The sequence below is a fragment of the Hoeflea sp. genome, assembly GCF_984452065.1.
In genome coordinates this window covers 1-26,645 of record NZ_CFHWAF010000034.1, presented here as the reverse complement: position 1 = coordinate 26,645, position 26,645 = coordinate 1, and the positions used below count along the sequence as shown (strand labels likewise).

At 62.4% G+C, this 26,645-nt stretch carries 21 protein-coding genes; 9 read left to right on the top strand and 12 right to left on the bottom strand.

From position 1 onward, the window contains the following. Positions 1-6: 6 nt before the first annotated feature. From AC5E6N_RS08840 to AC5E6N_RS08830, 3 genes are all read right to left on the bottom strand, one after another. Positions 7-1,878, bottom strand: coding sequence for an ABC transporter ATP-binding protein (locus AC5E6N_RS08840; RefSeq protein ID WP_491747481.1), 1,872 nt, complete (start codon positions 1,876-1,878; stop codon positions 7-9). 75 nt (positions 1,879-1,953) lie between these two features. Further along, the gene (locus AC5E6N_RS08835; RefSeq protein ID WP_491747480.1) at positions 1,954-2,883 is read right to left on the bottom strand and encodes a mechanosensitive ion channel family protein; all 930 of its coding nucleotides are present in this window, start codon (positions 2,881-2,883) and stop codon (positions 1,954-1,956) included. 178 nt (positions 2,884-3,061) lie between these two features. Next, positions 3,062-4,921, bottom strand: a complete 1,860-nt coding sequence (locus AC5E6N_RS08830) for an ABC transporter ATP-binding protein (RefSeq protein ID WP_491747479.1) — start codon at positions 4,919-4,921, stop codon at positions 3,062-3,064. Positions 4,922-5,342: 421 nt separating this feature from the next. Here AC5E6N_RS08830 and AC5E6N_RS08825 point away from each other — a divergent pair, with 421 nt between their 5' ends. Next, positions 5,343-5,810, top strand: a complete 468-nt coding sequence (locus AC5E6N_RS08825; RefSeq protein ID WP_491688870.1) for a tRNA (cytidine(34)-2'-O)-methyltransferase — start codon at positions 5,343-5,345, stop codon at positions 5,808-5,810. Here AC5E6N_RS08825 and AC5E6N_RS08820 read toward each other — a convergent pair. Further along, entirely contained in the window at positions 5,807-6,067 is a 261-nt protein-coding gene (locus AC5E6N_RS08820; RefSeq protein ID WP_491688869.1) for a hypothetical protein, read from the bottom strand. The genes AC5E6N_RS08825 and AC5E6N_RS08820 overlap by 4 nt on opposite strands. Positions 6,068-6,235: 168 nt before the next feature. On the opposite strand from AC5E6N_RS08820, the gene hemF reads away from it, so the two are divergent. Further along, a complete protein-coding gene (gene hemF / locus AC5E6N_RS08815; RefSeq protein WP_491747478.1) occupies positions 6,236-7,147 on the top strand; it encodes an oxygen-dependent coproporphyrinogen oxidase in 912 nt (303 codons plus the stop codon). A gap of 54 nt (positions 7,148-7,201) precedes the next feature. Continuing rightward, positions 7,202-7,642 carry a PaaI family thioesterase gene (locus AC5E6N_RS08810; RefSeq protein ID WP_491747477.1) on the top strand — a complete coding sequence of 147 codons (441 nt, stop codon included), beginning with the start codon at positions 7,202-7,204 and terminating at the stop codon, positions 7,640-7,642. Positions 7,643-7,669: 27 nt separating this feature from the next. Here AC5E6N_RS08810 and AC5E6N_RS08805 read toward each other — a convergent pair whose 3' ends face one another. Genes AC5E6N_RS08805 through AC5E6N_RS08795 form a run of 3 tightly spaced genes read right to left on the bottom strand, consistent with a single transcriptional unit; the run spans position 7,670 to position 10,175 of the window. Then, positions 7,670-8,938 (bottom strand): CCA tRNA nucleotidyltransferase, encoded by a 1,269-nt coding sequence (locus tag AC5E6N_RS08805; RefSeq protein WP_491747476.1) that lies wholly within the window; start codon positions 8,936-8,938, stop codon positions 7,670-7,672. Continuing rightward, entirely contained in the window at positions 8,935-9,567 is a 633-nt protein-coding gene (locus AC5E6N_RS08800) for a CoA pyrophosphatase (protein WP_491747475.1), read from the bottom strand. Before AC5E6N_RS08800 ends, AC5E6N_RS08805 begins: the two co-directional genes overlap by 4 nt. Further along, positions 9,564-10,175, bottom strand: coding sequence for a DUF1285 domain-containing protein (locus tag AC5E6N_RS08795; protein ID WP_491747474.1), 612 nt, complete (start codon positions 10,173-10,175; stop codon positions 9,564-9,566). Before AC5E6N_RS08795 ends, AC5E6N_RS08800 begins: the two co-directional genes overlap by 4 nt. A 180-nt stretch (positions 10,176-10,355) precedes the next feature. On the opposite strand from AC5E6N_RS08795, the gene AC5E6N_RS08790 reads away from it, so the two are divergent. The 4 genes from AC5E6N_RS08790 to AC5E6N_RS08775 are packed head-to-tail and all read left to right on the top strand — an operon-like array spanning position 10,356 to position 17,176. Continuing rightward, positions 10,356-11,372: an AAA family ATPase gene (locus tag AC5E6N_RS08790; RefSeq protein WP_491747473.1), complete on the top strand. Its 1,017-nt coding sequence runs from the start codon at positions 10,356-10,358 to the stop codon at positions 11,370-11,372. Positions 11,373-11,378: 6 nt separating this feature from the next. Further along, a complete protein-coding gene (locus AC5E6N_RS08785; RefSeq protein ID WP_491747472.1) occupies positions 11,379-12,299 on the top strand; it encodes a DUF58 domain-containing protein in 921 nt (306 codons plus the stop codon). Beyond that, positions 12,296-15,109: a DUF4159 domain-containing protein gene (locus AC5E6N_RS08780; RefSeq protein WP_491747471.1), complete on the top strand. Its 2,814-nt coding sequence runs from the start codon at positions 12,296-12,298 to the stop codon at positions 15,107-15,109. Before AC5E6N_RS08785 ends, AC5E6N_RS08780 begins: the two co-directional genes overlap by 4 nt. Then, the gene (locus AC5E6N_RS08775; RefSeq protein ID WP_491747470.1) at positions 15,110-17,176 is read left to right on the top strand and encodes a hypothetical protein; all 2,067 of its coding nucleotides are present in this window, start codon (positions 15,110-15,112) and stop codon (positions 17,174-17,176) included. Between the two features lie 10 nt (positions 17,177-17,186). Here AC5E6N_RS08775 and AC5E6N_RS08770 read toward each other — a convergent pair whose 3' ends face one another. Next, positions 17,187-17,726, bottom strand: coding sequence for a GNAT family N-acetyltransferase (locus AC5E6N_RS08770; protein ID WP_491747469.1), 540 nt, complete (start codon positions 17,724-17,726; stop codon positions 17,187-17,189). A 254-nt stretch (positions 17,727-17,980) separates the two neighbouring features. On the opposite strand from AC5E6N_RS08770, the gene AC5E6N_RS08765 reads away from it, so the two are divergent. Continuing rightward, on the top strand, positions 17,981-18,964 hold the full coding sequence (locus AC5E6N_RS08765) for a glutathione S-transferase family protein (protein WP_491747468.1): 984 nt from the start codon (positions 17,981-17,983) through the stop codon (positions 18,962-18,964). Positions 18,965-18,967: 3 nt separating this feature from the next. On the opposite strand, the gene AC5E6N_RS08760 is transcribed toward AC5E6N_RS08765, so the two are convergent. Continuing rightward, positions 18,968-19,423 carry an NUDIX domain-containing protein gene (locus tag AC5E6N_RS08760; protein ID WP_491747493.1) on the bottom strand — a complete coding sequence of 152 codons (456 nt, stop codon included), beginning with the start codon at positions 19,421-19,423 and terminating at the stop codon, positions 18,968-18,970. A gap of 84 nt (positions 19,424-19,507) precedes the next feature. Between AC5E6N_RS08760 and AC5E6N_RS08755 the strand changes: the two genes are divergently transcribed. Beyond that, the gene (locus AC5E6N_RS08755; RefSeq protein WP_491747492.1) at positions 19,508-20,407 is read left to right on the top strand and encodes a metallophosphoesterase family protein; all 900 of its coding nucleotides are present in this window, start codon (positions 19,508-19,510) and stop codon (positions 20,405-20,407) included. A 69-nt stretch (positions 20,408-20,476) separates the two neighbouring features. Here the strand turns inward: AC5E6N_RS08755 and leuA are convergent, their stop codons facing one another. From leuA to AC5E6N_RS08740, 3 genes are all read right to left on the bottom strand, one after another. Next, a complete protein-coding gene (gene leuA, locus AC5E6N_RS08750) occupies positions 20,477-22,192 on the bottom strand; it encodes a 2-isopropylmalate synthase (RefSeq protein WP_491747467.1) in 1,716 nt (571 codons plus the stop codon). A 318-nt stretch (positions 22,193-22,510) separates the two neighbouring features. Continuing rightward, positions 22,511-24,688, bottom strand: a complete 2,178-nt coding sequence (locus tag AC5E6N_RS08745) for an anthranilate synthase (protein WP_491747466.1) — start codon at positions 24,686-24,688, stop codon at positions 22,511-22,513. A 427-nt stretch (positions 24,689-25,115) separates the two neighbouring features. Further along, the coding region (locus AC5E6N_RS08740) for an autotransporter family protein (protein WP_491747465.1) at positions 25,116-26,645 on the bottom strand (1,530 nt) is incomplete at its 5' end.

Below are 26,645 nucleotides of genomic sequence, written 5' to 3'. Positions count from 1 at the left end.
TGCGCATCAGCGTTCCGCCACCAGGGAATCGCTGATAAAACCGCCGGACTGGCGGGTCCAGAGGCGCGCATAAAGTCCGTCGGCCCGCAGCAGTTCATCATGGCTTCCGTCTTCGACAATCCTGCCCTCATGCATCACGACCAGCCGGTCCATACGGGCGATGGTGGAAAGCCTGTGAGCGATGGCGATCACCGTTTTGCCCTGCATCAGCCGGGTAAGGTTCTCCTGGATTGCCGCCTCGATCTCTGAATCGAGGGCCGACGTCGCTTCGTCCAGTATCAGGATCGGCGCGTTTTTCAGCATGACCCGGGCAATGGCGATGCGCTGGCGCTGCCCGCCCGAGAGCTTGACGCCGCGCTCGCCGACATGCGCCTCCAGCCCGGTTCGCCCCTGCTGATCCTTCAGCCCCTCGATAAACGGCCATGCCTCGGCCTGCCGGGCGGCGTCGACGATGTCGGCGTCACGGGCATTACGGCGTCCAAGAGCGATATTGTCCCGAACGGAACGGTGCATCAGCGACGTGTCCTGCGTGACAACGCTGATATGCTGGCGCAGCGAACTTTGCGTCACCCTGGAGATGTCCTGCCCATCTATGGTGATGCGGCCGGAATCGAGATCGAAGAATCTGAGGAGAAGGTTTACCAGTGTCGACTTGCCGGCGCCCGACAGGCCGACCAGCCCCACTTTCTGCCCGGCTTCGACCGTGAGGCCGACATCGTCGATCACCGCTTTTTGCCTGTTGTAGCGGAAATTGACCTTCTCGAAACGAATGTTGCTTTCACCAACGACGAGGTCGGTCGCATCCGGCTTGTCCTCGAGCATGATCGGCTTGTTCAGCATATCCATCGAGTTCTGGATCGTGCCGAAATTGCGCATCAGCCCGTTGAACTGCGTCATCAGCCGCCCGAGAAGCAGGCTCAGGCGCAAGACCAGAGACAGCGTGAAGGCGACGGCTCCGATGCTGATCTGCCCCCGCAGCCACAGATCGATGGTCAGATAGCCCATCGTCGCGATCATGATTCCCGAAAGCGCGGCGAGCGAGACGCGCACGCCCGTCAGATTGCGCGTGAAGGGAATGACCGCGGCGATGAAACCGTCGAAACCGCTTTTTATGTAGCGGTCGTTGTCGTCCTCACGGCCGAAGAGCTTCAGCGTCTGGACATTGGAATAGCTGTCCACCAGCCGCCCGTTCAACAGCGACGCGGCTTCCGCCGTTTCCTTCGACATGCGCCGGATGCGGGGCACAAAGTAGCGGGCGACACATCCGAACGCGACGATCCAGGCCGCGACCACCGCCGCCAGCCGCCAGTCAAGCTGGGCGACCAGCGCCAGCGTGGTGACCGCATAGATGGCGATGAACCAGACCACCTGAAACAGCGAGGTCATGAAATCGCCGACGGCCTGGCCCGATTGCCACACCTTGGTGACGACGCGGCCGGCAAAATCGTCCTGGAAGAAGGAAAGGCTCTGGCGGGCAATGCGCGAATAGGCCTGCCAGCGCACCAGATTGAAAAAGCCGGGAACGACCGTCTGTTCCTCGACCAGCGTCACCAGCGGCGCGACGACAAGGCGGCCGATCAGCACGACCGCCAGCATGAATAAAAGTTCCGGTCCGTGCCGATCGGCAAGCCCCTGCCAGCCGGCCGCCGGATCGGCGCTCTCCAGAAGGTCGACCAGCCGTCCGACAAAATAAAACAGCGCGACTTCCAGCAACGCGACCGCGCCGCCGAGCACCAGCATGGCGAAAAAAGGCCATTTTGCCTGTTTGACGAACTGCCACATAAAGCCGACCGCGCCGCCGGAAGCGGTCAGTGTGTGCTTTTTGGAAAACGGATCAATCCACCGCTCGAACAGCCGGAATACTCGTTGAACGATCATGGCGGGGAACATAGAACCGCGTCCCGGCCGCAGCAACATTTCAAGTCGCGAATTGTCAGCGCAGAGCGGCGAGGCTTAACCGGGTTTCGCAGCCGCCTGCATCTCCTCTTCCTGCTGGGCGATCGCGGCTTCGGCCGCGGCGGCGGCGGTGCCGTTGCCGGCGGCGTCCGCCCCCTCCTCGGTCTCCGGCATCTTCACCCTGACCTCGCGGCGGGCGAACTCGATCCCGTTTTCGGAAAAGATTTTCTGCACACGCGCATAGACGTCCTTGCGGATCATCCACTGTTTGCCCGGCTTGGCCATGAACTTGCCGCGCACGACAATGCCGACATCGTTGACGTCATAGACACCCTGCGACTTGAAAGTCTGAATGATATCATCGGCATAGGGCGCTTCCATAATGTCCTTTCCGATCTGCTTGAACAATTTCTTCACCGTGTTCACATCAGCGTCGAACGGAACGGTGAACTTCAGCTTGACGATCACCCAGTCCCGGGAATTGTTGGTGATCTTGGGGATCTCGCCATAAGGGATGGTATGAACCGGTCCCTGGTGATGACGCAGTTGCAGGGACCGCACCGAGATCTTCTCAACCGTGCCGACGGTCCCGTCGATTTCCAGATACTCGCCGACACGGAACGCGTCGTCGACCAGGAAAAACAGCCCGGTGACCGCATTGGCGATCAACACGCCGACCGCCACGAACGAACTGCCGAGGAATTCGAGCACATCGCGGCCCGGTTCCGTTGGGGCGGTGTCCTGCCTGGCGACGGCGTCGAGCCGTTCCAGAAGCAATTGCCGCACCTGCTCGTCGCTCAGCGTGGACACCAGTTCCCGAACGGTTTCCGGCGTCAGGTACTCCGGCAAAGTGACGGCGGCCGGCTCCTGCTCCTGCGAACCACCGGTAACGGCGGTCATGCCCGTCTGGGCGAAACCGGCCTGCGTCCAGGCGACGACGACGAAAGCCAGAAACAGGGTTCTGACAGCGCAATACACTGTTTTCATATTATTCTCGCGGCTGCAAACCGCCTGCTCCATGCCGTTTCCCCTTCGCAAACATACCCCTATTCAGCCTGCCCGCAAACCGGCCCCGCGGGATCACGGGGTCAAGCCGTCAGCCGCAACAAAAAACCCACCCCGGCGGTTTCCGGGCTGGGCAATATCAGAATAAAGGACCGTCGGCCTATTCGGCCGCGGCATTGTCCTCGGCCGCCGGCTCCGCGTCGATGAAACCGCCCGACTGCCGCGACCACAGTTCCGCATAGAGCCCTTCGGACTGCACCAGCTGTGCATGGGTGCCGGTCTGAACGATATCGCCGGAATCCAGGACAATCAGGCGGTCAAGCTCGGCAATCGTTGAAAGCCTGTGGGCGATCGCGATCACCGTCTTGCCCTCCATCAGGGCGAAGAGGTTCTCCTGGATTGCCGCCTCGACCTCCGAATCGAGCGCCGATGTGGCCTCGTCCAGAACCAGGATCGGAGCATCCTTGAGGAACACGCGGGCAATGGCGATGCGCTGGCGCTGCCCGCCCGAGAGTTTCACCCCGCGCTCGCCGACATGGGCATCGAGACCCTTGCGCCCCTTCAGGTCCTCAAGATCCTGGATAAAGTCCCATGCGTTGGCGCGCTTGGCCGCATCGATGATCTCCTCATCGCTGGCATCCGGCTTGCTGTAGCCGATATTGTCGCGGATCGACCGGTGCAACAGGGATGTGTCCTGCGTGACCACGCCGATGCGCGCGCGCAGGCTGTCCTGCGACACGGTCGAGATATCCCGCCCGTCGATGAGGATCCGCCCGGCCTCAAGGTCGTAAAACCGCAACAGGACATTCGTCAGCGTCGTCTTGCCGGCGCCTGAGCGGCCGACCAGCCCGATCTTCTCACCCGGCCGGATCGTCAGCGACAGATCGTTGATCACGCCGCCATCCTTGCCGTAATGAAAACGGATATGGTCGAACTCGATCTTGCCGCGATCGGCTACCAGCTTGTCGGCTGCCTTCTCATCTGTCACGCCGTGCGGTTTCGACAGCATCGACATGCCGTCGATCACGACGCCGATATTCTCAAACAGTGCCGAGACCTCCCACATGATCCAATGGGACATGCTGGATATGCGAAGAGCCAAGGCGATCGATGCGGCAATGACGCCGACGGAAACGGAATCGGCCAGCCACAGATTGATCGACAACGCACCGATGGCGAACAGCAGCAGCGCATTGTTGAAGTAGACAATGCCGTGAAACAGCGTCACCAGCCGCATCTGACGATGCACCGTCTCCAGGAAATCCGACATGGCGGAGCGTGCATAAATCTCTTCACGACCCGCATGGGAGAACAGTTTCACCGTTGCGATATTGGTATAGCTGTCCACCACCCGCCCGGTCATCATCGAGCGTGCGTCGGCCTGTTCGCGCGAGATCCGCTTCATGCGCGGCACGAAATAGGCAATCATTCCGATATAGACCGCGATCCAGATCACCAGCGGGGCGGCCAGACGCAGATCCGCCGCGGCGATCATGACCAGCATCGTCAGGAAGAAAACCACCACATAGACGAGGACGTCGAGAACCTTCATGACGGCCTCGCGCACCGCAAGCGATGTCTGCATGACGCGCGTCGCCACCCGGCCGGCAAATTCGTCGGCAAAGAAGGCCAGGCTGTGTCGCAACAGATAACGATGCATCTGCCAGCGTCCGATCATCGGATAGTTGCCAAGCAGCGTCTGATGGGTCAGCATCGACTGCACCCACACGATGCCGGGCAGGACGACAAGCACCAGGACAGACATCCAGAACAGCCTCGTGCCCTCCCTTGCGAGGAATTCCTCGCGCGAGGAGGCCGACAGCCAGTTGACGATGTCGCCGAGGAAACTGAACAGGAAGACCTCACCAATCGCGATCAGCGCCGTCAGCACCGACATCATGGCAAGCCACGGCGCCGCTTCCCGGGAGTAGTGCCAGCAGAAAGCCAGCAACTGCCGGGGCGGCTGCCCGGAAGGCACCTTCGGATAGGGATTCAAACGTCTTTCAAACCAGCCAAACATGATTCAGCCTCTGTTCAAGCCTGGAGAGTGATCGGTCTGCGCGCCGGATTTCAAGAACCGGACCAGAGTGCCCGGGCGGTTTTAGGGCGCTATTGTGAAGAACTGTCGAACCGTCACTGTCCAAAATACATACGACCCAACGCACATGAGGTGCGCATCGATAAAGCGGGTCAGCGAAAGTCCGGGAAGCGGATCGTCAGATTGTGACGTGGAAACCGTCGCCCGAGACAAGGCCATCGCGCGCTCGCGCCAATGGTGGGAGATGCCGGATTATGTCTGCCAATGGCCCCTCCTCTGTCTCGAATTGGTCCACGGTGCAATCTCCTACACCGATTCGAATCGGGTTTCCAGTGGCGAGTCGTAGATTTCGTATCGTGCACGATTGTGTTGCAATTCGGTCACGACAACCTAAGACAAGACCATGGACAAGGATCTCAGAATTGCCCTCTACCAGCCCGATATTCCCGGCAACACCGGCACGATCCTGCGCATGTCCGCCTGCCTTGGTCTGCCTGTCGACCTGATCGAGCCGGCCGGTTTCGACATTTCCGATCGCGCGCTGCGGCGTGCCGGCATGGACTATGTCGAGCAGGCGACGCTGACGAGACACCCGAACTGGAAAGCCTTCCTTCAATGGCTGAGAACGGAAAACCGCCGTCTTGTCCTTTCCTCGACACAGGCCGAAAGCTCCTATCGCCGGTTTGAGTTCAGGGACGGCGACATACTGTTGTTCGGCAGGGAGAGTTCGGGTGTGCCGGATCACGTTCATCAAGAGGCTGACGCCCGTATCCTGATCCCGATGGAACCCGGCCGCCGCTCCCTCAACATCGCCATCGCCGCGGCGATGATCGCAGGCGAAGCAATCCGGCAGCTTGAGATTTCAGCTTAATCGGCGCTCGGCAGGCGGCGCATGGTGAACTCGATCTCGTCGCCGGGCAGTTGCCGCCAGCTCTCGACCTCGGTCCAGTAGGCTGCCTTCGGCCATGCATGGAACCATTCCCGCGCCTTGGCGCGTGCCGCCCCGCGCGGCAGACGGAACGTCTCGCGAATGAACGAATCACCCTTTCCGGTACCCTTCGCCATGCGACTCTTGCGAATCTGGCGGCGAAGTCCTTCCATGGGCGGCACTTTAGGAACACGCTTCATAATCAGCACCCTAAGGCGGATCATATGCGTGAACGGCGCGATTGGCGAGTCCGGAAAGATGAAACAACCTTGGCGCGACACTATGTTCGTATTATCGCCCGGGCGGCTATGGCATCGCTCAATCCGACCTGCTAATGAGAGCCGGGGACAAATTGGGGGCATTTGTTGATGGAAAGGCCACACCTTCCGCTCGGGCATCCGCCTGGCCTGGAGGAAAAGAAAGCAAAATCGCGCATTTGGTTCGAAACCCTGCGCGATGCGATCTGCTCCGCCTTCGAGCAGCTCGAGGACACGGTTACCGGCCCGCTTTCGGAGGATCCGCCCGGCCGTTTCACCCGCACCGAATGGCACCGCGACGAAGGCAAGGGCGGCGGCGGCGTGATGTCGATGATGTCGGGCCGGGTATTCGAAAAGGTCGGTGTGCACACCTCGACGGTGCACGGTGAATTCTCCTCCGAGTTCCGCCAGCAGATTCCCGGCGCCGAAATCGACCCGCGGTTCTGGGCGTCCGGGCTCTCTCTCATCGCCCATCCGGTCAATCCCCATGTGCCGGCAGTCCATATGAACACGCGCATGGTGGTCACGACGACGCAATGGTTCGGCGGCGGTGCCGATCTGACACCGGTCCTCGACCGGCGCCGGGTTCAGGACGACCCCGATACGCAGCTGTTCCACAAGGCGATGGAGGTCGCCTGCGCAAGGCACAAGGTGGCCGACTATCCGCGTTACAAGGCGTGGTGCGACGAGTATTTCTTCCTCAAGCACCGAAACGAGCCGCGCGGCATCGGCGGAATTTTCTTCGACTGGCTGCGGTCCTCGGACGCCGACGGCGGCTGGGATGGCGATTTTGCCTTCGTCCAGGATGTCGGGCGCGCCTTCACCGTCGCCTATCCCAAGCTCGTGACCCGGAACTTCAACACACATTGGGACGAGAATGACCGCAACGAGCAGCTTATCCGGCGCGGTCGCTATGTTGAGTTCAACCTGCTTTACGACCGCGGCACCATTTTTGGCCTGAAAACAGGCGGCAATGTCGATTCGATCCTGTCATCGATGCCGCCGGCGGTCCGCTGGCCTTAAGAAGCCTCATCTCTTGACTGTTGCGTGCTGCTCCCGTTCAAAGGACGCAACACGATGTGGGAGGACAACGGCGTGACCGCGGACCAATCCGGACTTGATGCGATGAAGGCGTTTCTTGCCGAGGCCTTTGCCCCTTGGGTCAAAGAGTTGAACATCGAACCTGTCAATGTTTCGGAAGCCGGCGCCGTCTTCCGCATTCCGGCCGGCGAGGATCTCGCCCGTACCGGCGGCATTGTCTGCGGTCAGGCGCTTTCCGCCATCGCCGATACGGTTGGTGTTCTGACCCTGATCGGCATCAACAATGACGACCGGATCATGACGACGGTTGATATGACAACCCACTTCATGCGGCCCGTATCGACCGGCGATGTCGAGGCAACGGTCACGATCCTTTCGAACGGCCGGCGCATGGCAACGGCGCGCATCGACATCAGGCAGGCCGGAAGCCCCAAAATCTGCGCCGGCGCGACATGCGCCTACGCCTATATGGGCTGATGAGCACACCCGCCGGTACCCATGCCTTCATGATGCTGATGTCTGCGCCCGCTTGAGAAGCTGTTCCCGCGTCATGGCAAACCCGCTGTCGATCCAGGCGTCCTCCAGCGCGGACAGCAACTCGCCGACGCCCGGACCGGGCGAAACGCCGGATTTGAGCAGATCGTTCCCGGTTACGGGGAAATCCGGCCGCACCCACTCCTCGGCCATCTGCAGCAGCCGTGAACAGGCACCGGCGCCGACAAGCGCCGCATCATCGCCCTGCGCCGCCTTGCGCAGGGCGGCAAGCCTGATGCGCAGTCGATCCTCGACGGCTTTGCTGTCGCCACGGTAAAGCTGCCGCCGCAGCGCTGCATCGCCTGTTTCCTCGCCGACGGGCGGCTGTCTGGCCCATGCAACCAGACGCCTGCGCTCGGTCTTCGACATGCGCAACCGACGCGCCATGGCGTCCATCCGATCGGGATCATCCGGTACGACCGCCATCACACGCAGCAACGGATCCGGCGTCCAGCCGAGCACCGCTCCCGTCTCGACCAGGCCGAATATGGCGTCGATCCCCCATTTCTCCGATTCGGGCAGTATGGCGCTCAAAACCCCGCTCTGGCGCATCCAGAGCAGCGCGCGCGAGGGATCCGGGGCGGCGAACAACCGCTTGAGCTCCGACCATACCCGTTCTGCCGACAGGCCCGAGAGCCCCGATTTGAGTCGGGCACACGCCCGCAGCCCGTCCGCATCGGGCCGACCGCCGCCATACCACGCAAAAAAGCGGAAGAAGCGCAGAATACGAAGATAGTCTTCCGTGATACGGGTTTGCGGATCGCCGATGAAACGCACGGTCCGGCTCTCGATATCGGCCAGCCCGCCGACCAGGTCGATCACATGTCCTTCCGCATCGGCATAGAGCCCGTTGATCGTCAGGTCACGGCGGTGCGCATCCACCGACCAGTCGGCGCCGTAGGCGACCGTTGCGTGACGCCCGTCCGAGGCGATATCGGCCCGCAGCGTCGTCACCTCGAAAGGCACGCCGCCGCAAATAAGCGTCACCGTTCCGTGGTCGATGCCTGTCGGCACGCATTTGATCCCGGCGTCATCGGCCCGCTCCAGCACATCCTGCGGATGCAGGGTGGTCGCAATGTCGATGTCGCCAACCGGCATGCCCATGAGCGCATCGCGGACAGCGCCGCCGACAATACGCGATTGCGCACTGTCGCGGTTCAGCAGGTCGAGCACGTCCTGCAGCCGCTTTTCCTGAAACCAGTCCGTCCGCGCGACCGACGCGGTCTCGCCTGTCGTCATGCATAAAGCCTTTCGTAGAGCGTGCGCAAAATACCTGCGGTCACACCCCAGATGTAACGCTCGCCATAGGGCATCGTATAAAAATGCCGTTCCTTGCCTTCCCACACCCGGCTTTCACGAATGTGGTTGACCGGGTTCATCAGAAATGAAAACGGCACTTCAAAGGCGTCATCCACCTCGTGGCGGTTGATCGTCATGGGATAGTCTTCGCGCACGACGGCAAGAACCGGGGTAATGCGAAACCCCGACACGGTCAGATAGTGCGGCAAACGACCGACGGGCTCCACATAGGATCGCGGCAACCCGATTTCCTCTTCCGCTTCCCGCATCGCCGCAATCTCGGCGGAGCCGTCCTCCGGGTCGATCGCGCCGCCGGGAAAGGCCACCTGTCCGGAATGGGTACGCATAGCATGGGTGCGCTGCGTCAAGAGGATATTCGAATGGGCGCCATGATCGACCAGCGGAACAAGCACCGCGGCTTCGCGAAGCGGCTTTTGCGAAAGCCGCTCTATGATATCGGCGTTGAGGATATGATCGCCATATCTGCGCTCGTCTTCCTCGCCGGTCTCCTGCGCCGCTCTGGAGCGAAATGCCTCGGCGCTGAATGCGCGGTTCCCCTCGCCGGTCATCGCGACAGGGCCTCCAGCCGGTCTGCCGGCATGATCGCGAAGACCGCGCCGCCGGAACGGATCGAAAATGTCTCGACGCCATCGATATCAAGGCTTTGACCCAGTTCGACAAGGTCATAGGTGAGCGCGCGCGTCAAAAGCGCTTCAAGCCGGCCGCGCACATGCAGATATGGCTTCAACGCATGGTTTTTACCGGTGACTTCAAAGCGCAGCGGATGGTCCGGGCCGGCCTCGACCACGTCGCCGACATTGGTCCGGAACGTCAAGATCCGCTCGCCGTCGCGCAAGTGCGCGCTCATTTCAACAGCAGTGAACGGCGCATCCTCGACACGGATAGCGACCTTTTCGACAGGCGTGACCAGATAGGTCGTGCCGTCCCCGTCCTTGCGCAGCACCGTTGCAAACAGGCGCACGAGCGCCGGCCGCGTGACCGGCGTTCCCATGTAATACCAGGAGCCGTCGGCGCGGATCTCCATGTCCAGTTCACCGCAGAATTCCGGGTGCCAGCGCTCGACGGGCGGCAACCCTCCTGTCGCCGGCGCAGCCCTGGAAATAAGGGCTTCGAGACTTGCCACATTGCCCGCGGCCGCTATCTCACCCCTTGCCATTGTGTGGTCCAGCTTCTTTCCTAATCACGATGTTATCACTTAGCGCCTCGAAGGGATCATGCGATTCATAGGGATAAAGCACAGTATTTTCCATTGATGGTTATCCGATCCGCGCCAAATAGTGGATAATGGACGATATAGCGAGCTGAGTCCCCGGTTCAAAGATACGGAGTTTGCCACATGGGCATCGTTGAAAATGCCGATCCCGCGCTGGACGAAAAGGCAGTGGTCGAAGCGGCCGAAACGGCCCTCAAGGACATTGCCGCCGTTCGCCGTGAAATCGGCACGGTCATCTTCGGCCAGCACAATGTCGTGGAACAGACGATCCTTGCGGTCCTGTCCGGCGGGCATGCGCTTCTTGTCGGCGTGCCGGGGCTGGCAAAGACCAAACTTGTCGCAACGCTCGGCACCGTCCTCGGCCTCAGCGACAACCGTATCCAGTTCACGCCCGATCTGATGCCCTCGGACATACTGGGCTCGGAAGTCATGGATCAGGACGCCGACGGCAAGCGATCCTTCCGCTTTGTCCCCGGACCGATCTTCACGCAGTTGCTGATGGCCGACGAAATCAACCGCGCCTCGCCGCGCACCCAGTCGGCGCTTCTGCAGGCCATGCAGGAATATCACGTCACCGTCGCCGGCTCCCGGCACGACATGCCCGAGCCCTTCCATGTGCTGGCGACGCAAAACCCGCTGGAGCAGGAAGGCACATACCCGCTGCCGGAAGCGCAGCTCGACCGGTTCCTCATGCAGGTGGATGTCCACTATCCGGAAATCGAGGCGGAACGTCAGGTTCTGCTTGAGACGACGGGCGTCGACGAAAAGCGCGCCGCGGCCGTCCTCACCGCCTCGCGTCTTCAGGAGATTCAGGCGCTGGTCCGCCGCATGCCTGTCAGCGAGAAGGTGATCGACGCCATCCTCGAACTGGTCCGCGCCGCCCGGCCGGGCAACGGCAACGCCGATACCGACCGGCATGTGGCCTGGGGCCCCGGGCCCCGGGCCGGGCAGGCGATGATGCTGTGTATGCGTGCACGAGCGCTTTACGACGGGCGTCTTGCCCCGTCGGTGGACGATGTTCTTGCCCTGGCGGAACCCGTGCTCCAGCACCGCATGGCGCTGACATTCTCCGCCCGCGCGGAGGGGATGCATGTCCGGGACGTGATTGCGGGGCTGGTCAAGAAAGTCGGCGGAGACTAAGCGCCCGTGGCCGCGATCGGACAGGCGACAGAGGCCGTCTCGACACCGTCGGCGCTGGCGCGTGCCCGCCAGCGGGCGGCCTATGTGCCCGATCTGCTTGTCGAGGCGCACCGGGTCGCCAACACCGTGATCGCGGGCTGGCACGGCCGGCGAAAGCGCGGCATCGGAGAAAATTTCTGGCAGTTCCGTCCCTATGTCGAAGGCGAGAGCCTGTCCCGCATCGACTGGCGCCGCTCCGCACGGGACGACAATACCTATGTACGCGACCGCGAATGGGAGGCGGCCCACACCGTCTGGCTCTGGGGCGATGCATCGGCTTCCATGCTGTTCCAGTCGACGCTGGCGCCGGTCTCGAAACAGAGCCGGGCGCTCGTTATCCTGCTGGCGCTGGCGGAAATCCTTGCAAGATCGGGCGAACGGATTGCCTCGCCGGGCGTCCTCGACCCCGTTGCCGCGCGCAATGCCGCCGAGCGTCTGGCCGCGGCCATCGAACTGCATCGCGACAGGGCCGTCTTTCCGGATGTGTCGCAGATCAACCGGCACAGCGATCTGGTTCTGATCTCCGACTTCCTCGACCCGGCCGAGGAGGTTCTGGAAAAACTCGCGCCGATTGCCAAACGCGGCATAAAGGGCCATGTCCTTGAGATTTGCGATCCGGTCGAGGAGGTGTTTCCCTATCGCGGCCGCACGGAGTTCGTCGATCCGGAAGACGGCGGCAAGCTCACCGCCGGCCGGGCCGAATCCCTGCATGAGGAATACCGGCGCACCTACCTGGCGCGCCGCGAGAACATCGCCGACAGCCTGCGCCGCCTCGGCTGGAATTTCGTCACTCATCACACCGATCAGCCCGCATCGACCGCGCTGGTCGCCCTGCACACGCATTTATCCGGCGTACCGAACGGCGGCGTGCGCGAGGTGACACCGTGAGCGCCCTTCCCATCGTCTTCGGCGCGCCGGCCCTGTTGTTCGGCCTGGCGGCGCTGCCCATCATCTGGTGGCTTCTGCGCCTGACGCCGCCGCGCCCGCGCACGGAAATCTTTCCGCCGCTGCGGATCCTGGCACGCGTCCTGAAAAAGGAAGAAACGCCGTCCAGGAGCCCCTGGTGGCTGACCGCGCTGCGATTGCTTATCGCCGCATTGATCGTTATCGCCCTTGCACAGCCGGTGATGAACCCGCGCGAGATACGCATCAGCGACGCCGGACCGCTTGTCATCGTCATGGACAACGGCTGGTCGACCGCCGGCGACTGGCAGGACCGCCTGTCGGTCGCGGCCGAACTGATCGACGACGCGGAAGCGCAAAACGTGCCGGTTTCGATCGTCTTCACGGCCGAGGAAGGCCACGACGCGACGCTCGATACGGCGGCCCGCGCACGCGAAAGACTGCAGGCCATTGCCCCAAGGCCGCTGCATGGCGATCACAATGCCGCCGTCGCGGCAGCCCTGACGGCCTTGCAGCAAACGCCGATCGGCACGCTGGCGGCGCTTTCATCCGGTCTTTCGGCAGGCGACGCCGATGCCGCCTGGCAAAGCCTGATCGCCAGGCCGCCACAGGATGTTCTTGTTTTCGACAATGAAACGACACAGATCATCGCGCTGGCCTCCGCCAACAACGAGGCCAACGGATTTTCGATCACCGCCGAGCGGCGCGACGACGATCATGCGGAAACCCATTTCGTCACCGCCAACGACGCACAGGGCCGGCCCATTGCCAACGGGCAGCTCCATTTCGAAGCCGGTGCGACCACCGGAGCGGCGCTTTTCGACGTGCCCTTCGAACTCAGAAACGAATTCGCCAGCGTTTCCGTCGACGGCATCGCCAACGCCGGCGCCCGCTATCTTCTCGACGAGAGCGCCCGCCGGCAGCGTGTCGGGCTTTTATCGGCAGAACCGCTCGATCTTTCCCAACCGCTTCTGTCGCCGCTTTACTACCTGACCCGCGCGCTGGAGCCCTTTGCCGACCTCATGGTGCCGGAGGAACCGGAGCTTTCCGGCGCCATCCGGGAACTGGTCGAGCAGCGCCCCTCCGTCATTGTCATGGCCGATATCGGGACGGTGCCGGAAGACGTCGAGGAGACGCTGTCCGACTGGATCGACAGGGGCGGGCTGCTTTTGCGCTTTGCCGGCCCCCGCCTTGCCGGCGGCGACAGCGGCGATCCGTTCGTCCCGGTCGACTTGCGCCGCGGCGAACGGGCGCTTGGCGGTGCCCTGTCCTGGAGCGAACCGCAACCGCTGGCGGCGTTCTCCGAAAGCGGAGCATTCGCGGGAATGAGCCGGCCGGACGACGTCACCGTCAACCGTCAGGTTCTCGCCGAACCGTCGCCGGACCTCGGATCGAGGACCTGGGCAAGCCTTGCCGACGGAACGCCGCTGGTGACGAGCCGGGCCTTCGGCGACGGACGCATCGTGCTTTTCCACGTCACCGCCGAGGCGACCTGGTCCAACCTGCCGATATCCGGCCACTTCGTCGAAATGCTGCGCAGATCGATCCTGTTGTCGCGCTCGACGGTCGGCCAGCAGGGCGTTGCCGACGAGGTCGTCCTGCCGCCCTACCGGCTGCTGTCCGCGAGTGGTTCGGTGACCACGCCGTCGGGCGCGGTCCAGCCGCTGAAGATCGTATCCAGCACGCTCCCGCCCGTCAGTTTCGACAATCCTCCCGGTCTCTACGGCACCGAGAGCGGCTTTGTGGCGCTGAACCTGATGGCCGACGACGACACGCTCATCCCGTTCGAACTGCCCGAATTTTCCGGGTCGGTCGTGCATTCGGAATATGTGCGCAGCAGCAGCGTCGATCTGGCGCCCTACCTGCTGACGGCCGCCATGCTGCTGCTTCTCGCCGATACGCTCATCTTGCTCTTCATGTCCGGCGCGCTTTCGCGGCTGACCATGCGCCGCTCCCATACGGCGGCGGGCACGCTGCTCATCGGTTTTGCGCTGGTTTTTGCAACGACAATCGAGCCGGCACGCGCGGCGGACGAAAAACCGGGCGACGCAGACATCCTTGCATCGCTGGACAGGACACACCTGGCCTATGTGATCACCGGCGATCAGCGTACGGACAGAACAAGCCGGCAGGGCCTTGACGGCATGACCCGGTTCCTGACCTACCGCACCTCGCTCGAGCCGGGCGAACCGGTCGGGGTCAATATCGAAACCGATCCCCTGGCGCTCTATTCGATGCTCTATTGGCCGATCACCGTCAACGCGGAGCCGCCGTCACGCGAGGCCATCAGCCGGGTCGACGCCTTCATGAAAAACGGCGGAACGGTGCTGTTCGACACACGCGACGCGCTGGCGGGTCTCGGTCAGGCGGGTGTCGTCTCGCCGGAGACCGCAAGGCTGCGCGCCATACTGGCCGAGCTGGACATTCCCGCGCTTGAGCCCGTTCCGCAGGACCATGTGCTGACAAAGGCCTTCTACATCCTCAACGAGTTCCCGGGCCGCTATCGCGGCAGCCCGCTCTGGGTGGAGGCCCTGATGGATTCCGAGAACCCCGACAACCGGCCCGCCCGCGGCGGTGACGGTGTCTCGTCGATTATCATCACCGGAAACGATCTCGCCGGTGCCTGGGCGATCGATGACAACAACATACCGGTCTACCCGACCGTACCGCCCGACCCGGTGCAGCGCGAACATGCGTTTCGCTCCGGCGTCAATATCATGATGTATATGCTGACGGGCAACTACAAGGCGGATCAGGTCCATGTTCCCGCCCTTCTGGAAAGGCTGGGTCAGTAGATGTCGGTTGAATTCTCACCACTGATCCCGGTGCTTTACATAGGGCTGCTCGCCGCGGCGGCGGCGGTCCTGTCGGCCCTCGGCGCGTGGCAAAGGGTCCGCGGCACGCTGTTTCGCGTTGCCGCGCTGGCGGCGCTGTGTCTGGCGCTGCTCAATCCCGTCGTCCTGCAGACCGAACGCGAACCGCTGGACAGCGTGGTCGCGATCGTCGTCGACAGAAGCCAGAGTCAGGCCTCGGCCGAACGCACCGCCGTCACCGATGCGGCGCTGGAGCGACTCAATGCGCAGCTTGCGGGCTTCTCAAGGCTGGATGTGCGCGTTGTCGAGGTCGGCAACGACACCTTTACCGAAATGCCGTCAACCCGCCTCTTCGAAGCGCTGTCCTCGGCGCTCGAGGACGTGCCCACGGCGCGCATTGCCGGCGCCGTCATGATCACCGACGGCCAGGTCCATGACGTTCCCTCATCGGCATCCGGGCTCGGTTTCAACGCGCCGCTTCATGGCCTGATCACCGGAACGCCCGGCGAGGTCGACCGCCGCATCGAACTGGTCGATGCACCGCGCTTCGGTATTGTCGGCGAGCCGCAGGAGATCACCTACAGGGTGAGCGGGGAAGGCACGCAATCGCGCGATGTCACCGAGGTGACGGTGCGCGTCAACGGCGAAATCTATAGCACGGAGCTCGCGCCCGTCGGCGAAACCATGCCGCTTTTCATCGAGATCGACCGCGCCGGCGACAACATCGTGGAGCTCGAGGTCGGGCCGGTTTCCGGCGAGGTCAGCCTGACCAACAACCGGGCCGTTGCCGTGCTGGAAGGCATCAGGGAGAACCTGCGAGTGCTGCTGGTATCCGGAGAACCGCATGCCGGCGAGCGCACCTGGCGCAACCTCCTGAAATCCGATACCTCGGTCGATCTGGTGCACTTCACCATTCTGCGCCCGCCGGAAAAACAGGATGGCACGCCCATCGACGAGTTGTCGCTGATCGCCTTTCCGACGCGCGAACTGTTTGTCGAGAAGATCAACGAGTTCGATCTGATCGTCTTCGACCGCTATCAGCGCCGCGGCGTGCTGCCCGTGCTCTACTATGACTACATCACCCAATATGTCGAAGCCGGCGGTGCGCTGCTGATTGCCGCCGGACCGGAGCATGCCGGACGCGATTCCATCGCCACCACGCCGCTGGCGCCCGTGCTTCCCGCGACGCCGACCGGCGAAATCGCCGAAGTCGGGTTCTACCCGCGGCTGAGCGATGCCGGACGCCGCCATCCCGTGACCCGGGACCTGCCCGGCTCGGCCGAAGAGCCGCCGCAATGGGGACGGTGGTTCAGGGCAATCGCCGTCGATGCGCCGCAGGACGATACGATCCTGGAAGGTCCGGACGGCGCGCCACTGCTGATTCTCAACCGTGTCGGTGAAGGGCGGGTCGCCATGCTGATGTCCGACCATGGCTGGCTGTGGGCACGCGGCTTCGAGGGCGGCGGACCGCATGTCTCGCTCTACCGGCGCATCGCCCACTGGCTGATGAAGGAACCCTCGCTCGAAGAAGAATCCCTGCGCGCAACGTCACGCGGCAATCTTCTGACCATCACCCGGCAGACCATGGCCGGGGACGTGCCGGATGCGGTTGTCACGACGCCGACCGGCGAAACGCTCACCGTACCGCTGACGGAAACCGCCGACGGTCTTTTCGAGGCCGAACTGACGGTCGAGGAAAACGGGCTGTTCGACGTCGCCAACGCCGACATGCGCGCCCTCGTTCACGTCGGCGCGGTCAACGCCCCGGAATTTGCCGCGACGGTCTCGACAGCCGAAATCCTGCGCCCGCTGGTGGAGGAAACGGGCGGCATCGTGCGTCGCGTATCGCCCGGAGGCACCGAGGTCTCGATGCCGACGGTCCTGCCCGTCAGGGGAAGCGTCCGCCCGTCCGCCGACCGGCTTGTCCTGAAAGTGACCGACGAGACCGAGCTCAAGGGGGTGAACCGCCTGCCGCTCTTCGCGGGTTTCTTCGGGCTTGCCCTTCTGTTCATGGCGCTTGGAAGCACCTGGTACCGCGAAGGCCGCTAGGCGATTCGACCTATAAACCCCCTGCGGCAGGCAGATCCGATATCTCCCGGGCCTCACGCCGCCAGCGGATGTCACCGCCGAGCCGCGCATGGATCGCCGCGCCTTTCGGCGCGACGAGGATGCGGCCGGGATCGACCGGACCCGGAAAGCCGAGCCGCGCCCGGACCGGCTCAAAACCGAGAGGGCTGTAATAGGGTGCGTCGCCAATCAGAATGACCGCCTCGCTGCCGGAGCCGAGCACCGCATCGACGCTGATGCGCACAAGCTGCCGGCCGATCCCGAGATTCTTGAACTGCGGACGCACGGCGAGCGGTCCGAGCAGATGACCGGCAACCTGCCCCGCCATAACGGGCGTCATCCGCACGGACCCGACAATCTGCTCATCGACCGTGGCCACGAAGGACAGGTGCCGGTCGTGCGGCCCCTGCTCGCGAACGCGTTCGGCGGCGCGCGCAAAGCGGCCCGGGCCGAAGGCTTCATCGTTGATGGTCTGGATGATCGCGTCATGGGACGCGTCTTCAATCAGATAGGCTGGCTTTATCGCAGACATGATTTTATCCGGAATATTGGCTGCAGGACACGGCAAAACACGCCCTTTCAGGACGTAAAAGCATCAGCGTCGTCGCAGCTCTCCGGCAGTGATCATGATCTGGCCTTTCTTGCGTTGAGGGCGGATAGCACAAAGCCGGCAGCGATTGCAATGCAAAACACACTGTTCAATCAATCCGCCTTCGCTTGCCGCCGGCAGAACCTTATCTTGCGCATAGGTTAAAAGGTCACCACAGCCTCAACCGGAGAAAACCGATGGGAATGCTCATTGACGGCGTCTGGAAGGATGTCTGGTACAACACCAAGGAAAACAAGGGCCGCTTCAAGCGCTCCGAGGCCCGGTTTCGCAACTGGGTCACGGCTGACGGCGATGCCGGACCGAGCGGCCGCGGCGGCTTTGCCGCCGAATCCGGGCGCTACCACCTTTACATCTCCTATGCCTGCCCATGGGCGCACCGCACCCTGATCTTCAGGAAGCTCAAGGGCCTTGAGCCGCATATCGGGCTTTCGATCGTCGATCACTTCATGGGAACGAACGGCTGGGAATTCCATGACAGGGACGGCGGCACGACCGACGCCATCAACGGATCGTCCTTTATGTGGCAGGTCTACACCACCGCCGACCCGGCCTATAGCGGCCGCGTCACCGTGCCTGTTCTGTGGGACAGGAAGGAAGGCACCATCGTCTCGAACGAATCCTCCGAAATCATCCGCATGTTCAACTCGGCGTTCAACGCGCTCGACGGCGTCGATACGGAACTCGATTTTTATCCCGAAGAACTGCGGGCCGATATCGACGCGGTCAACGAGCCGATTTACCACCATATCAATAACGGCGTGTACAAATGCGGCTTCGCGACGACCCAGGAAGCCTATGAGGAGGCTTTTACCGCGCTCTTCGACACCCTCGACATGGTCGAGGAAAGACTGTCTGAAAACCGCTACCTGATGGGGAGCCGGCTGACGGAGGCCGACTGGCGGCTGTTCACCACGCTGGTCCGTTTCGATCCGGTTTATGTCGGACACTTCAAGTGCAACAAACGGCGCATTGAGGATTATCCTGCCCTGTCGGGTTACCTGCGGGAGCTCTACCAGATGCCGGGCATCGCCGAGACGGTGAACATGTTTCACATCAAGCAGCACTACTACCGCAGCCATGAGAGTGTGAACCCGACGCGCATCGTCCCTGTCGGGCCGCAGATCGACCTGACGACGCCGCACGGACGCGAGGGTCTCTGAGACCTACCACAGGCGCTCCGGCGGCAAGCCGCGGGTGATCTCGTTCAGACGCCGGTGTGTCGCCGGTGTCGTTTCGTCCGGCAATGCATCGAGGTCGAAAAACCCGGTCTCGGCGATTTCCATACCGGAAACACGCGCGTCAGCCTGGGCGACATCGCGGCAAATGAAAAGCGCAACGTGATCGCGCCGGCTTGAGCGGACATTGTAATAGATCGCAAAGAGCTCGGCCTGCTCGACGAGTGCGATATTGCCTTCCTCGGCGAGTTCCCGCTCCAGAGCCTGATAGATGGTTTCACCCACCTCCACACCGCCCCCGGGCAGATACCAGCCGGCAACATAGGTGTGGCGCACCAGGAAAACCCGCCCGGCCCGGTCGAACGCGGCGGCCCGCACACCAAGCGTCAGCGGCCGCCGGGCAATGAAAGCCCGATTGAGAAGCCACTGGAAGACACGCCGCATCACGCCTTGCCGCTCGTCCAGTCGCACGTCGGCGGGCAACGGGACTTCTTGCCCATCGACCCGCGGGCGGCTATGTCCTGCGCCATGTTCCGTCTCGCCCATATCTCAGATATCCATCTCGGCCCACTGCCCAAACTGTCGGCGCGTGAACTCGCCTCAAAGCGCATCACGGGTTATGTCAACTGGCACCGCAACCGGCGCAAACGCCTGTTCGGCAACGTTCTTGAAGCGCTGCTGGACGATATCAGATCGGCCGGGCCCGATCACCTCGCCGTCACCGGAGACCTCGTCAATCTGGCGGCAAAGGCGGAGATCGAGGCGGCAACGGGCTGGCTTGCCGAAACCGGCGATCCCCAGTCCGTTTCCGTCGTGCCCGGCAATCACGATGCCTATGTCCCGGGCGCATTCGAGGCGCTTAGCCATGCCTGGCGGCCTTACATGCTGGGCGACGACATGGCCCTTTCCACCAGTGGCGACAATCTTTTCCCCTATCGCCGCGTGCGCGGCAACGTCGCGCTGATCGGCGTTTCGACGGCAAGCGCCACACCGCCCTTTTCCGCCAACGGCCTCTTCGGACGGCGCCAGGCATTGGCCCTTCGCGAGCACCTGCAGGAAACAGCAAATAGAGGGCTGTTTCGCGTCGTGCTGATCCACCACCCGCCGGTGCGGGGCGCTGCCGCAGCGCACAAGCGCATGCTTGGCATTCGCCGCTTTGCGGCGGTGATGCGATCGGCCGGCGCGGAACTTGTCCTGCACGGCCACACCCATCTCGCTACGCTCTACCGCCTTCCCGGCAAAGACAGGGACGTTCCCGTCGTCGGCGTTCCATCGGCGAGCGAGGCGCCCGGCGGACATCGCCCGCCCGCCGGATACAACCTTTTCACCATCGGCGGCGAACCGGGCGCATGGACCTGCACCCTCGACCGTCACGGCCTTGACGCGAAGGCCGAACATTTCACCGTCGTCAGCTCCGAGGAGCTCTGAACGCGGCGTTTCGAGCCACGCGGTGAGGCGGAGGCCACGTCATTCCGCAGCCTCCGGTGTCTTCAAAGCTCAGTCGCGCGCCAGCAGGCGATTGGCTGCCGAAACGACGGCCTCAAGCGAGGCCGCGACGATGTTGGTGCTGATGCCGACTCCGAAAAGCCGCCCGCCCGGGTGCTCGATCTCCATGTAGCAGACGGCGGCGGCATTGGCGCCGTGCTGAAGCGAATGCTCCGAGTAGTCGGCGACGGTGAGGTCGATGCCGGTGTGAAGCGACAGGGCATGGACAAAGCCGTCGATGGGCCCGGTCCCCTGCCCCGTGATCTTGATCTCCTTGCCGCCGTCCTTGATCACGGCTTCGACCTCGCGCACGCCTTTTGTTTCAAGCGACGGGAAGGTGTAGTGATCGACATAGGCAAGCCGTGCGCCGGGCTGATCGACATAGCGTTCCAGGAAACGCTCATAGATCGCCTTGGAGGGCATTTCCTCCTCCCGCTCGTCGGTAATGCGCTGGATATCGCCCTGGAACTCGACCTGCAGGCCGCGCGGCAGGTTGAAGCCGTAATCCTCATGCAGGACATAGGCGATGCCGCCCTTGCCCGATTGCGAGTTGATGCGGATGATCGCCTCGTAGGTCCGCCCGACATCCTGCGGATCGATGGGCAGATAGGGAACCTCCCATATTTCGGTGTTGGCCGCGCGGATCGCCTTCATGCCCTTGTTGATGGCGTCCTGGTGCGAGCCCGAGAACGCGGTGTAAACCAGTTCGCCGACGTAAGGGTGACGCTCCGGGATGGCCATCTGGTTGGAGTATTCATAAACCTTCTTGATCCGCTCGATATCCGTGCAGTCCAGCTTCGGATCCACCCCTTGCGTGTACATGTTGAGCGCCAGGGTCACCACGTCGACATTTCCGGTGCGCTCGCCGTTTCCGAACAGAGTGCCCTCCACACGGTCCGCGCCGGCCATCAGACCCAGTTCCGTCGCGGCGATCCCGGTGCCACGGTCATTATGCGGATGCAATGAGATGATCAGGTTCTCGCGCTGATCGAGATTGCGGCACATCCACTCGATCTGATCGGCGTAGATATTGGGTGTCGACATCTCCACCGTCGAAGGCAGGTTGATGATCAGCTTGTTTTCCGGCGTCGGCCGCACGACCTCCGTCACCGCGTTGCAGATCTCCAGCGCCACCTCCAGCTCCGTGCCCGTAAAGCTCTCGGGCGAATACTGGAAACGGTAGCCGCCGCCGGCATCGGCAGCTATATCGGTGATCATCCTGGCGGCATCGACGGCAATCTGCTTGATCCCGGCAACGTCCTTGGCGAACACGACACGGCGCTGCAACTCGCTGGTGGAATTGTAGAAATGCACAATCGGCCGGTTGGCGCCATCCAGCGCTTCAAACGTGCGCGTGATCAATTCGGGGCGGCATTGAACCAGAACCTGGAGCGAGACGTCTTCGGGCACATCATGTTCCTCGATGCACCATCGCGCGAAATCGAAATCGGTTTGCGAGGCGGACGGGAAACCGATCTCGATCTCCTTGAACCCCATGTCGAGCAGGAGCTGGAACATGCGCCACTTGCGGTCGTGCCCCATCGGGTTGACGAGGGACTGATTGCCGTCGCGCAAATCGACCGAACACCAGATCGGCGCTTTCTCGATGCGTTTTGACGGCCATGTACGGTCGTTGAGGCCTGTCTGCGGATAGGGTTGATATTTTCGCGGCGCCTGCGGCATGCCGCCCTTGGCTTTACTGGTCATCGACGGATCGGTGGCTGTCATTATTTTCTCTCGTTCATCTGTCATCCTGACCTCGGCACCTTGAGCCGGGCTGGATCAAATCTTCATTGCTGTTGAGAAAAGGAGCGTGTGCCGGTGGCGAATCGACCGCCGGACGCTCCTCTAACGAGCCCGGCGATCGCCACTAAGGCCGAGAAGAAGAAGCGATAGGCCATGCAAAACCGCAGACGGCGCGACAGCGCGGCCCGGGCCGGAATTCACCAATGCATTGACCGATACCAATATCATGGCGAGCGTTATAGACGTGTCGCCGGTCGACGGCAACACACAAATGGCGTTGCGCGAAAAGCGTTGAACGGCCTATTCCCGCCGGCGCGGCATATGCGCCACGACATTCTCGATCATCCGCATACCGGCGTCCTGACCGAGGGTCATGATGGACTCGGGATGAAACTGGACGGCTGCGACGGGGTCGCTCCGGTGCTCGATGCCCATGATCGTGCCGTCTTCGCTCTCCGCTGTAACCGCAAAATCCTTCGACAGCGTTGCCGGGTCCGCAAAGATCGAATGATAGCGCCCCACGGTTGCCTCCTTGCCGAGCCCGGAAAACACGATGCCGGGTTCGTTGATCCTGATGCGCGACGGCTTGCCGTGCATCGGCACGGCCAATGTGCGCAACTCGCCGCCATAGGCCTCGGTGATCGCCTGCAATCCAAGGCAGACCCCGAACAAGGGCAGGCTGCGCTCCTTGACCTTTTTGATCGTCGCCTTGCAGTCGAAATCCTTCGGGCTCCCGGGCCCCGGCGACAGAACCACGAGGTCCGGGTCGATGTCATCGAAGACGGCATCGGCGACGGGCGTGCGCACGGTCGTTACGTCGGCGCCGGTCTGACGGAAATAGTTGGCGAGCGTGTGAACGAAGGAATCTTCATGGTCGACCAGCAGGATCTTGACGCCCTCGCCGACCTTGGCGGCGCTGCGCGAGGCCGCCGCCTCGTTGCCTTGACCGGCATCGCGGATCGCCGCCAGCATGGCCGATGCCTTGAGCTCGGTTTCGGACTCTTCCTCTTCGGGAACGGAATCGAACAGCAGCGTCGCGCCGGCCCTCACCTCGGCGATACCGTCCTTGATGCGGATCGTGCGCAGTGTCAGGCCGGTGTTCATATCGCCGTTGAAATTGACCATGCCGATGGCCCCGCCATACCAGGCGCGCGGACTTTTTTCATGCTCCTCGATAAACCGCATGGCCCACAGCTTCGGCGCGCCCGTCACCGTGACCGCCCAGGCATGGCTCAAAAACGCGTCGAAGGCGTCCATACCGTCGCGCAACCGGCCCTCGACATGGTCGACCGTGTGGATGAGGCGCGAATACATCTCGATCTGGCGCCGGCCGATCACCCGGACCGAACCCGGCACGCAGACGCGGCTCTTGTCGTTCCGGTCGACATCGGAACACATGGTCAGTTCGGACTCGTCCTTCTTGGAATTCAGAAGCTTGAGAATCTGCTCGGAATCGGAGATCGCGTCGTCGCCGCGCTTGACGGTGCCGGAGATGGGGCAGGTTTCCACCCGGCGGCCGTTGACGCGCACGAACATTTCCGGCGACGCGCCGACGAGATATTCGCCCTCACCCAGATTGATGAAAAACGAATAGGGCGACGGATTTGTATCCTTCAGCCGGCGGGATATGGCCGATGGCGGGCTGACGCAGCGCTCGAAGAACATCTGCCCCGGCACCACCTCGAACAGATCGCCGCGCTTGAAGCTTTCCTTGGCCTTGCGCACGAGCTCGGCATATTCGCCCGGCCTGTGGTCTGCCCGGGGCGGGTCCTCCTTCGAAGGCTCGAATGGCTGTTCCGCCACCTCTCGCGATTTGCCCGCGGTCGTCAAACCCCGGCGGGCAAAATCGTAGCGGTCGACCCAGGCCCGCGCCGAATAGTGATCGACCACCAGGATTTCATCGGGCAGAAACAGGACGAGATCGCGCTGGTCCTCGGGGCGGTCGAGCCGAAGCGGCACATGGTCGAACTGGAAGGCAAGATCGTATCCAAACGCGCCGTAGAGCCCGAGATTGCTGTCCTCTTCGGTATAGAACAGGTCGGTGATCGCCCGAAGCACCATAAAGACCGTCGGCACACGCGACCGCTCTTCCTCGGTGAACGCGCGCGTCGCACCGGCAATGGTCAGCGCGATATGGCGTCGTTTGCGCTCGTCGACCGTGACCTCCGACAGCCGCCCGAGCCGGCGCTCGACCATATCCAGAAGCGCTTCGCCGCGTTCATTGTGCGCCTCGAACCGCATGGCGCGACCCTTCGCGACAATCGACAAAGGCGGATCGATGATCGCCGTATCCCAGCGCGTATAGCGCCCTGGATATTCGTAGTTGGAGGAAAAGACGGCGCCGCGCCGGCTGTCGAGCCCGTCGATATAGGCATCGATCGCTCCGGCATAGGGCATGTCCTGGCGGGTGCGGCTGATCTCGACCCCGCCGCGGGTGACAATGATGTCGCTTGTTTCGTCTGTCTTTGCTGCCGTCATCTCATCCGTTCCTCAAATTCGGAGCCCCGGCCACAAAAAAACCGCCGGGACGATCCTCAGCGGCTTGGCAAGTGTCACGCACAACTTGGGCTTAGCCGCTACAAGCGAGCCCACCACCAGGTTGCAACGATGTTCCGTGCGCAATTCATGCATCCGTGTTAACGCCCAAAGCCGCCCGGCGCAAGACGTGTTTTCCGATTCATCATTGCGGATTTCAATCATCGGCACGGTGACCCGCCGCCGAAATGTTTCAATCCAGGCCCGACTTGCTCTAAGCCGGCCGACACACGCATTCAGGGAACACGGGTCACGGATTACAGACCACCGCCACCGCACACCATCTCAAGATGGCGTGCGGTGGCTCATTCTTCGCACAATGGCAGGGAAAATCATAAGACAAGCAAGCAGGTTAGCATCTAGCCTCGTCTCAGAAGGCGATCTGAAGCCCTGCCTGTGCGTCGGCGCGGAAACGGGTTTCGGTGCCAGTACCAAGTTCTGTGGAAATGAAGAGAAACGTGTTGTTCCAGATCCGCTCTTCGTAATGAGCGCCAACGAAGCCGCCGACCGAGGCCTCCTCCCCGCCCGGGTCGAAGCTGCGTAACTGGCCGAGCAGGCTGACCTCGACATCCGCGCCGCCGAGGATCAATCTGCCGTCGATACCTGCGCGCAGTTCCAGCAAACGGGCCGGTGCTTCAATCACAGGGACGCCCAAGGCGAACCGGCCGTCGAACGTGTGGATGTCACGGTCCTCGACGCTCAGGTCCGCCGTAGAACCGCTCTCGTCATAGCTTTCAAGATGGAGATAGCTGTAGCGCGCCCTCAAGCTCGGTTTGACCGTCACCGGGCCGAGCGTCATGGCACCGGTCCGCATCGTTACCTCCGGCGCGATGAAATAGCCGTAGTAGTCCGCCTGTGCCGTCTCCAAACCACCGGCCACCAGATTGTTGGCGACCAGACGCTCGCTGTCGTGATCGGTGATGCCCCCGGTCAGCGCGAAGTCGATATGTCCACCATAACGGCCATAGATGCCGGCGAAATACCCCGCCGTGTCAATATCCTGGGCATTGTGATCGACCTCAAGCCGGCCAAACGAGAGACCGGCGAAGGTGCCGAGGCGCAGGTCGGAGTTCACCCAGCCATCGACGCCCATGACCGTGCCGCCGAAGGCGTGGTCGGCACCGACCGCGGAGCCGCTTCCATCAAGATCACGGTAGCCGCCAAACCCCTTGAACCACCATGAGGCGCCGCCCTCCCCGTCACCCGGCGTTGCGGCAACGGGCCTGATCCGGACAGCCGCACCGTCGGCATAGCCGACGAGACTCGCGACGCCGCTCGAACTCCCGTCTAACCTCGACGCAACCGCGCCGAAGATGCCACCCTGCAGGTCAGATACCGCATTGTCGATGGCAGCAAGGCCGGTCGGATCAACCACGGCCACCGTGGTGCCTTGCTCAGCGAACGGTGCGCCATTTGAGTTGATAGTTTTGGGCGCATTGACGAATGTCAGGTTGACCGACTGACCGTTTGCGACAGTGAGTGTCTGTGATCCACTTCCCTCAAAGCTGATAATGCCCTGAATGACTGATCCTCGCTGCAGGATCAAGGTCGAGTCTGCTCCCAAGATATAGATACCGTCATCCAAGTCATACATGTCATCAGCAGCCTTGCCACGACCAACAGTACCGGAATTGGTAATGTCGGAGTTGGCACCGAGGGTCACGATACCGGCCTCAACAATACCGGAGTTGGTAACACCGGAGTTGGAGCCCTCCGTCGAGATGAAGCCTTCAACAGTACCGGAATTGGTAATGTCGGAGTTGGCACCGAGGGTCACGATACCGGCCTCAACAATACCGGAGTTGGTAACACCGGAGTTGGAGCCCTCCGTCGAGATGAAGCCTTCAACAGTACCGGAATTGGTAATGTCGGAGTTGGCACCGAGGGTCACGATACCGGC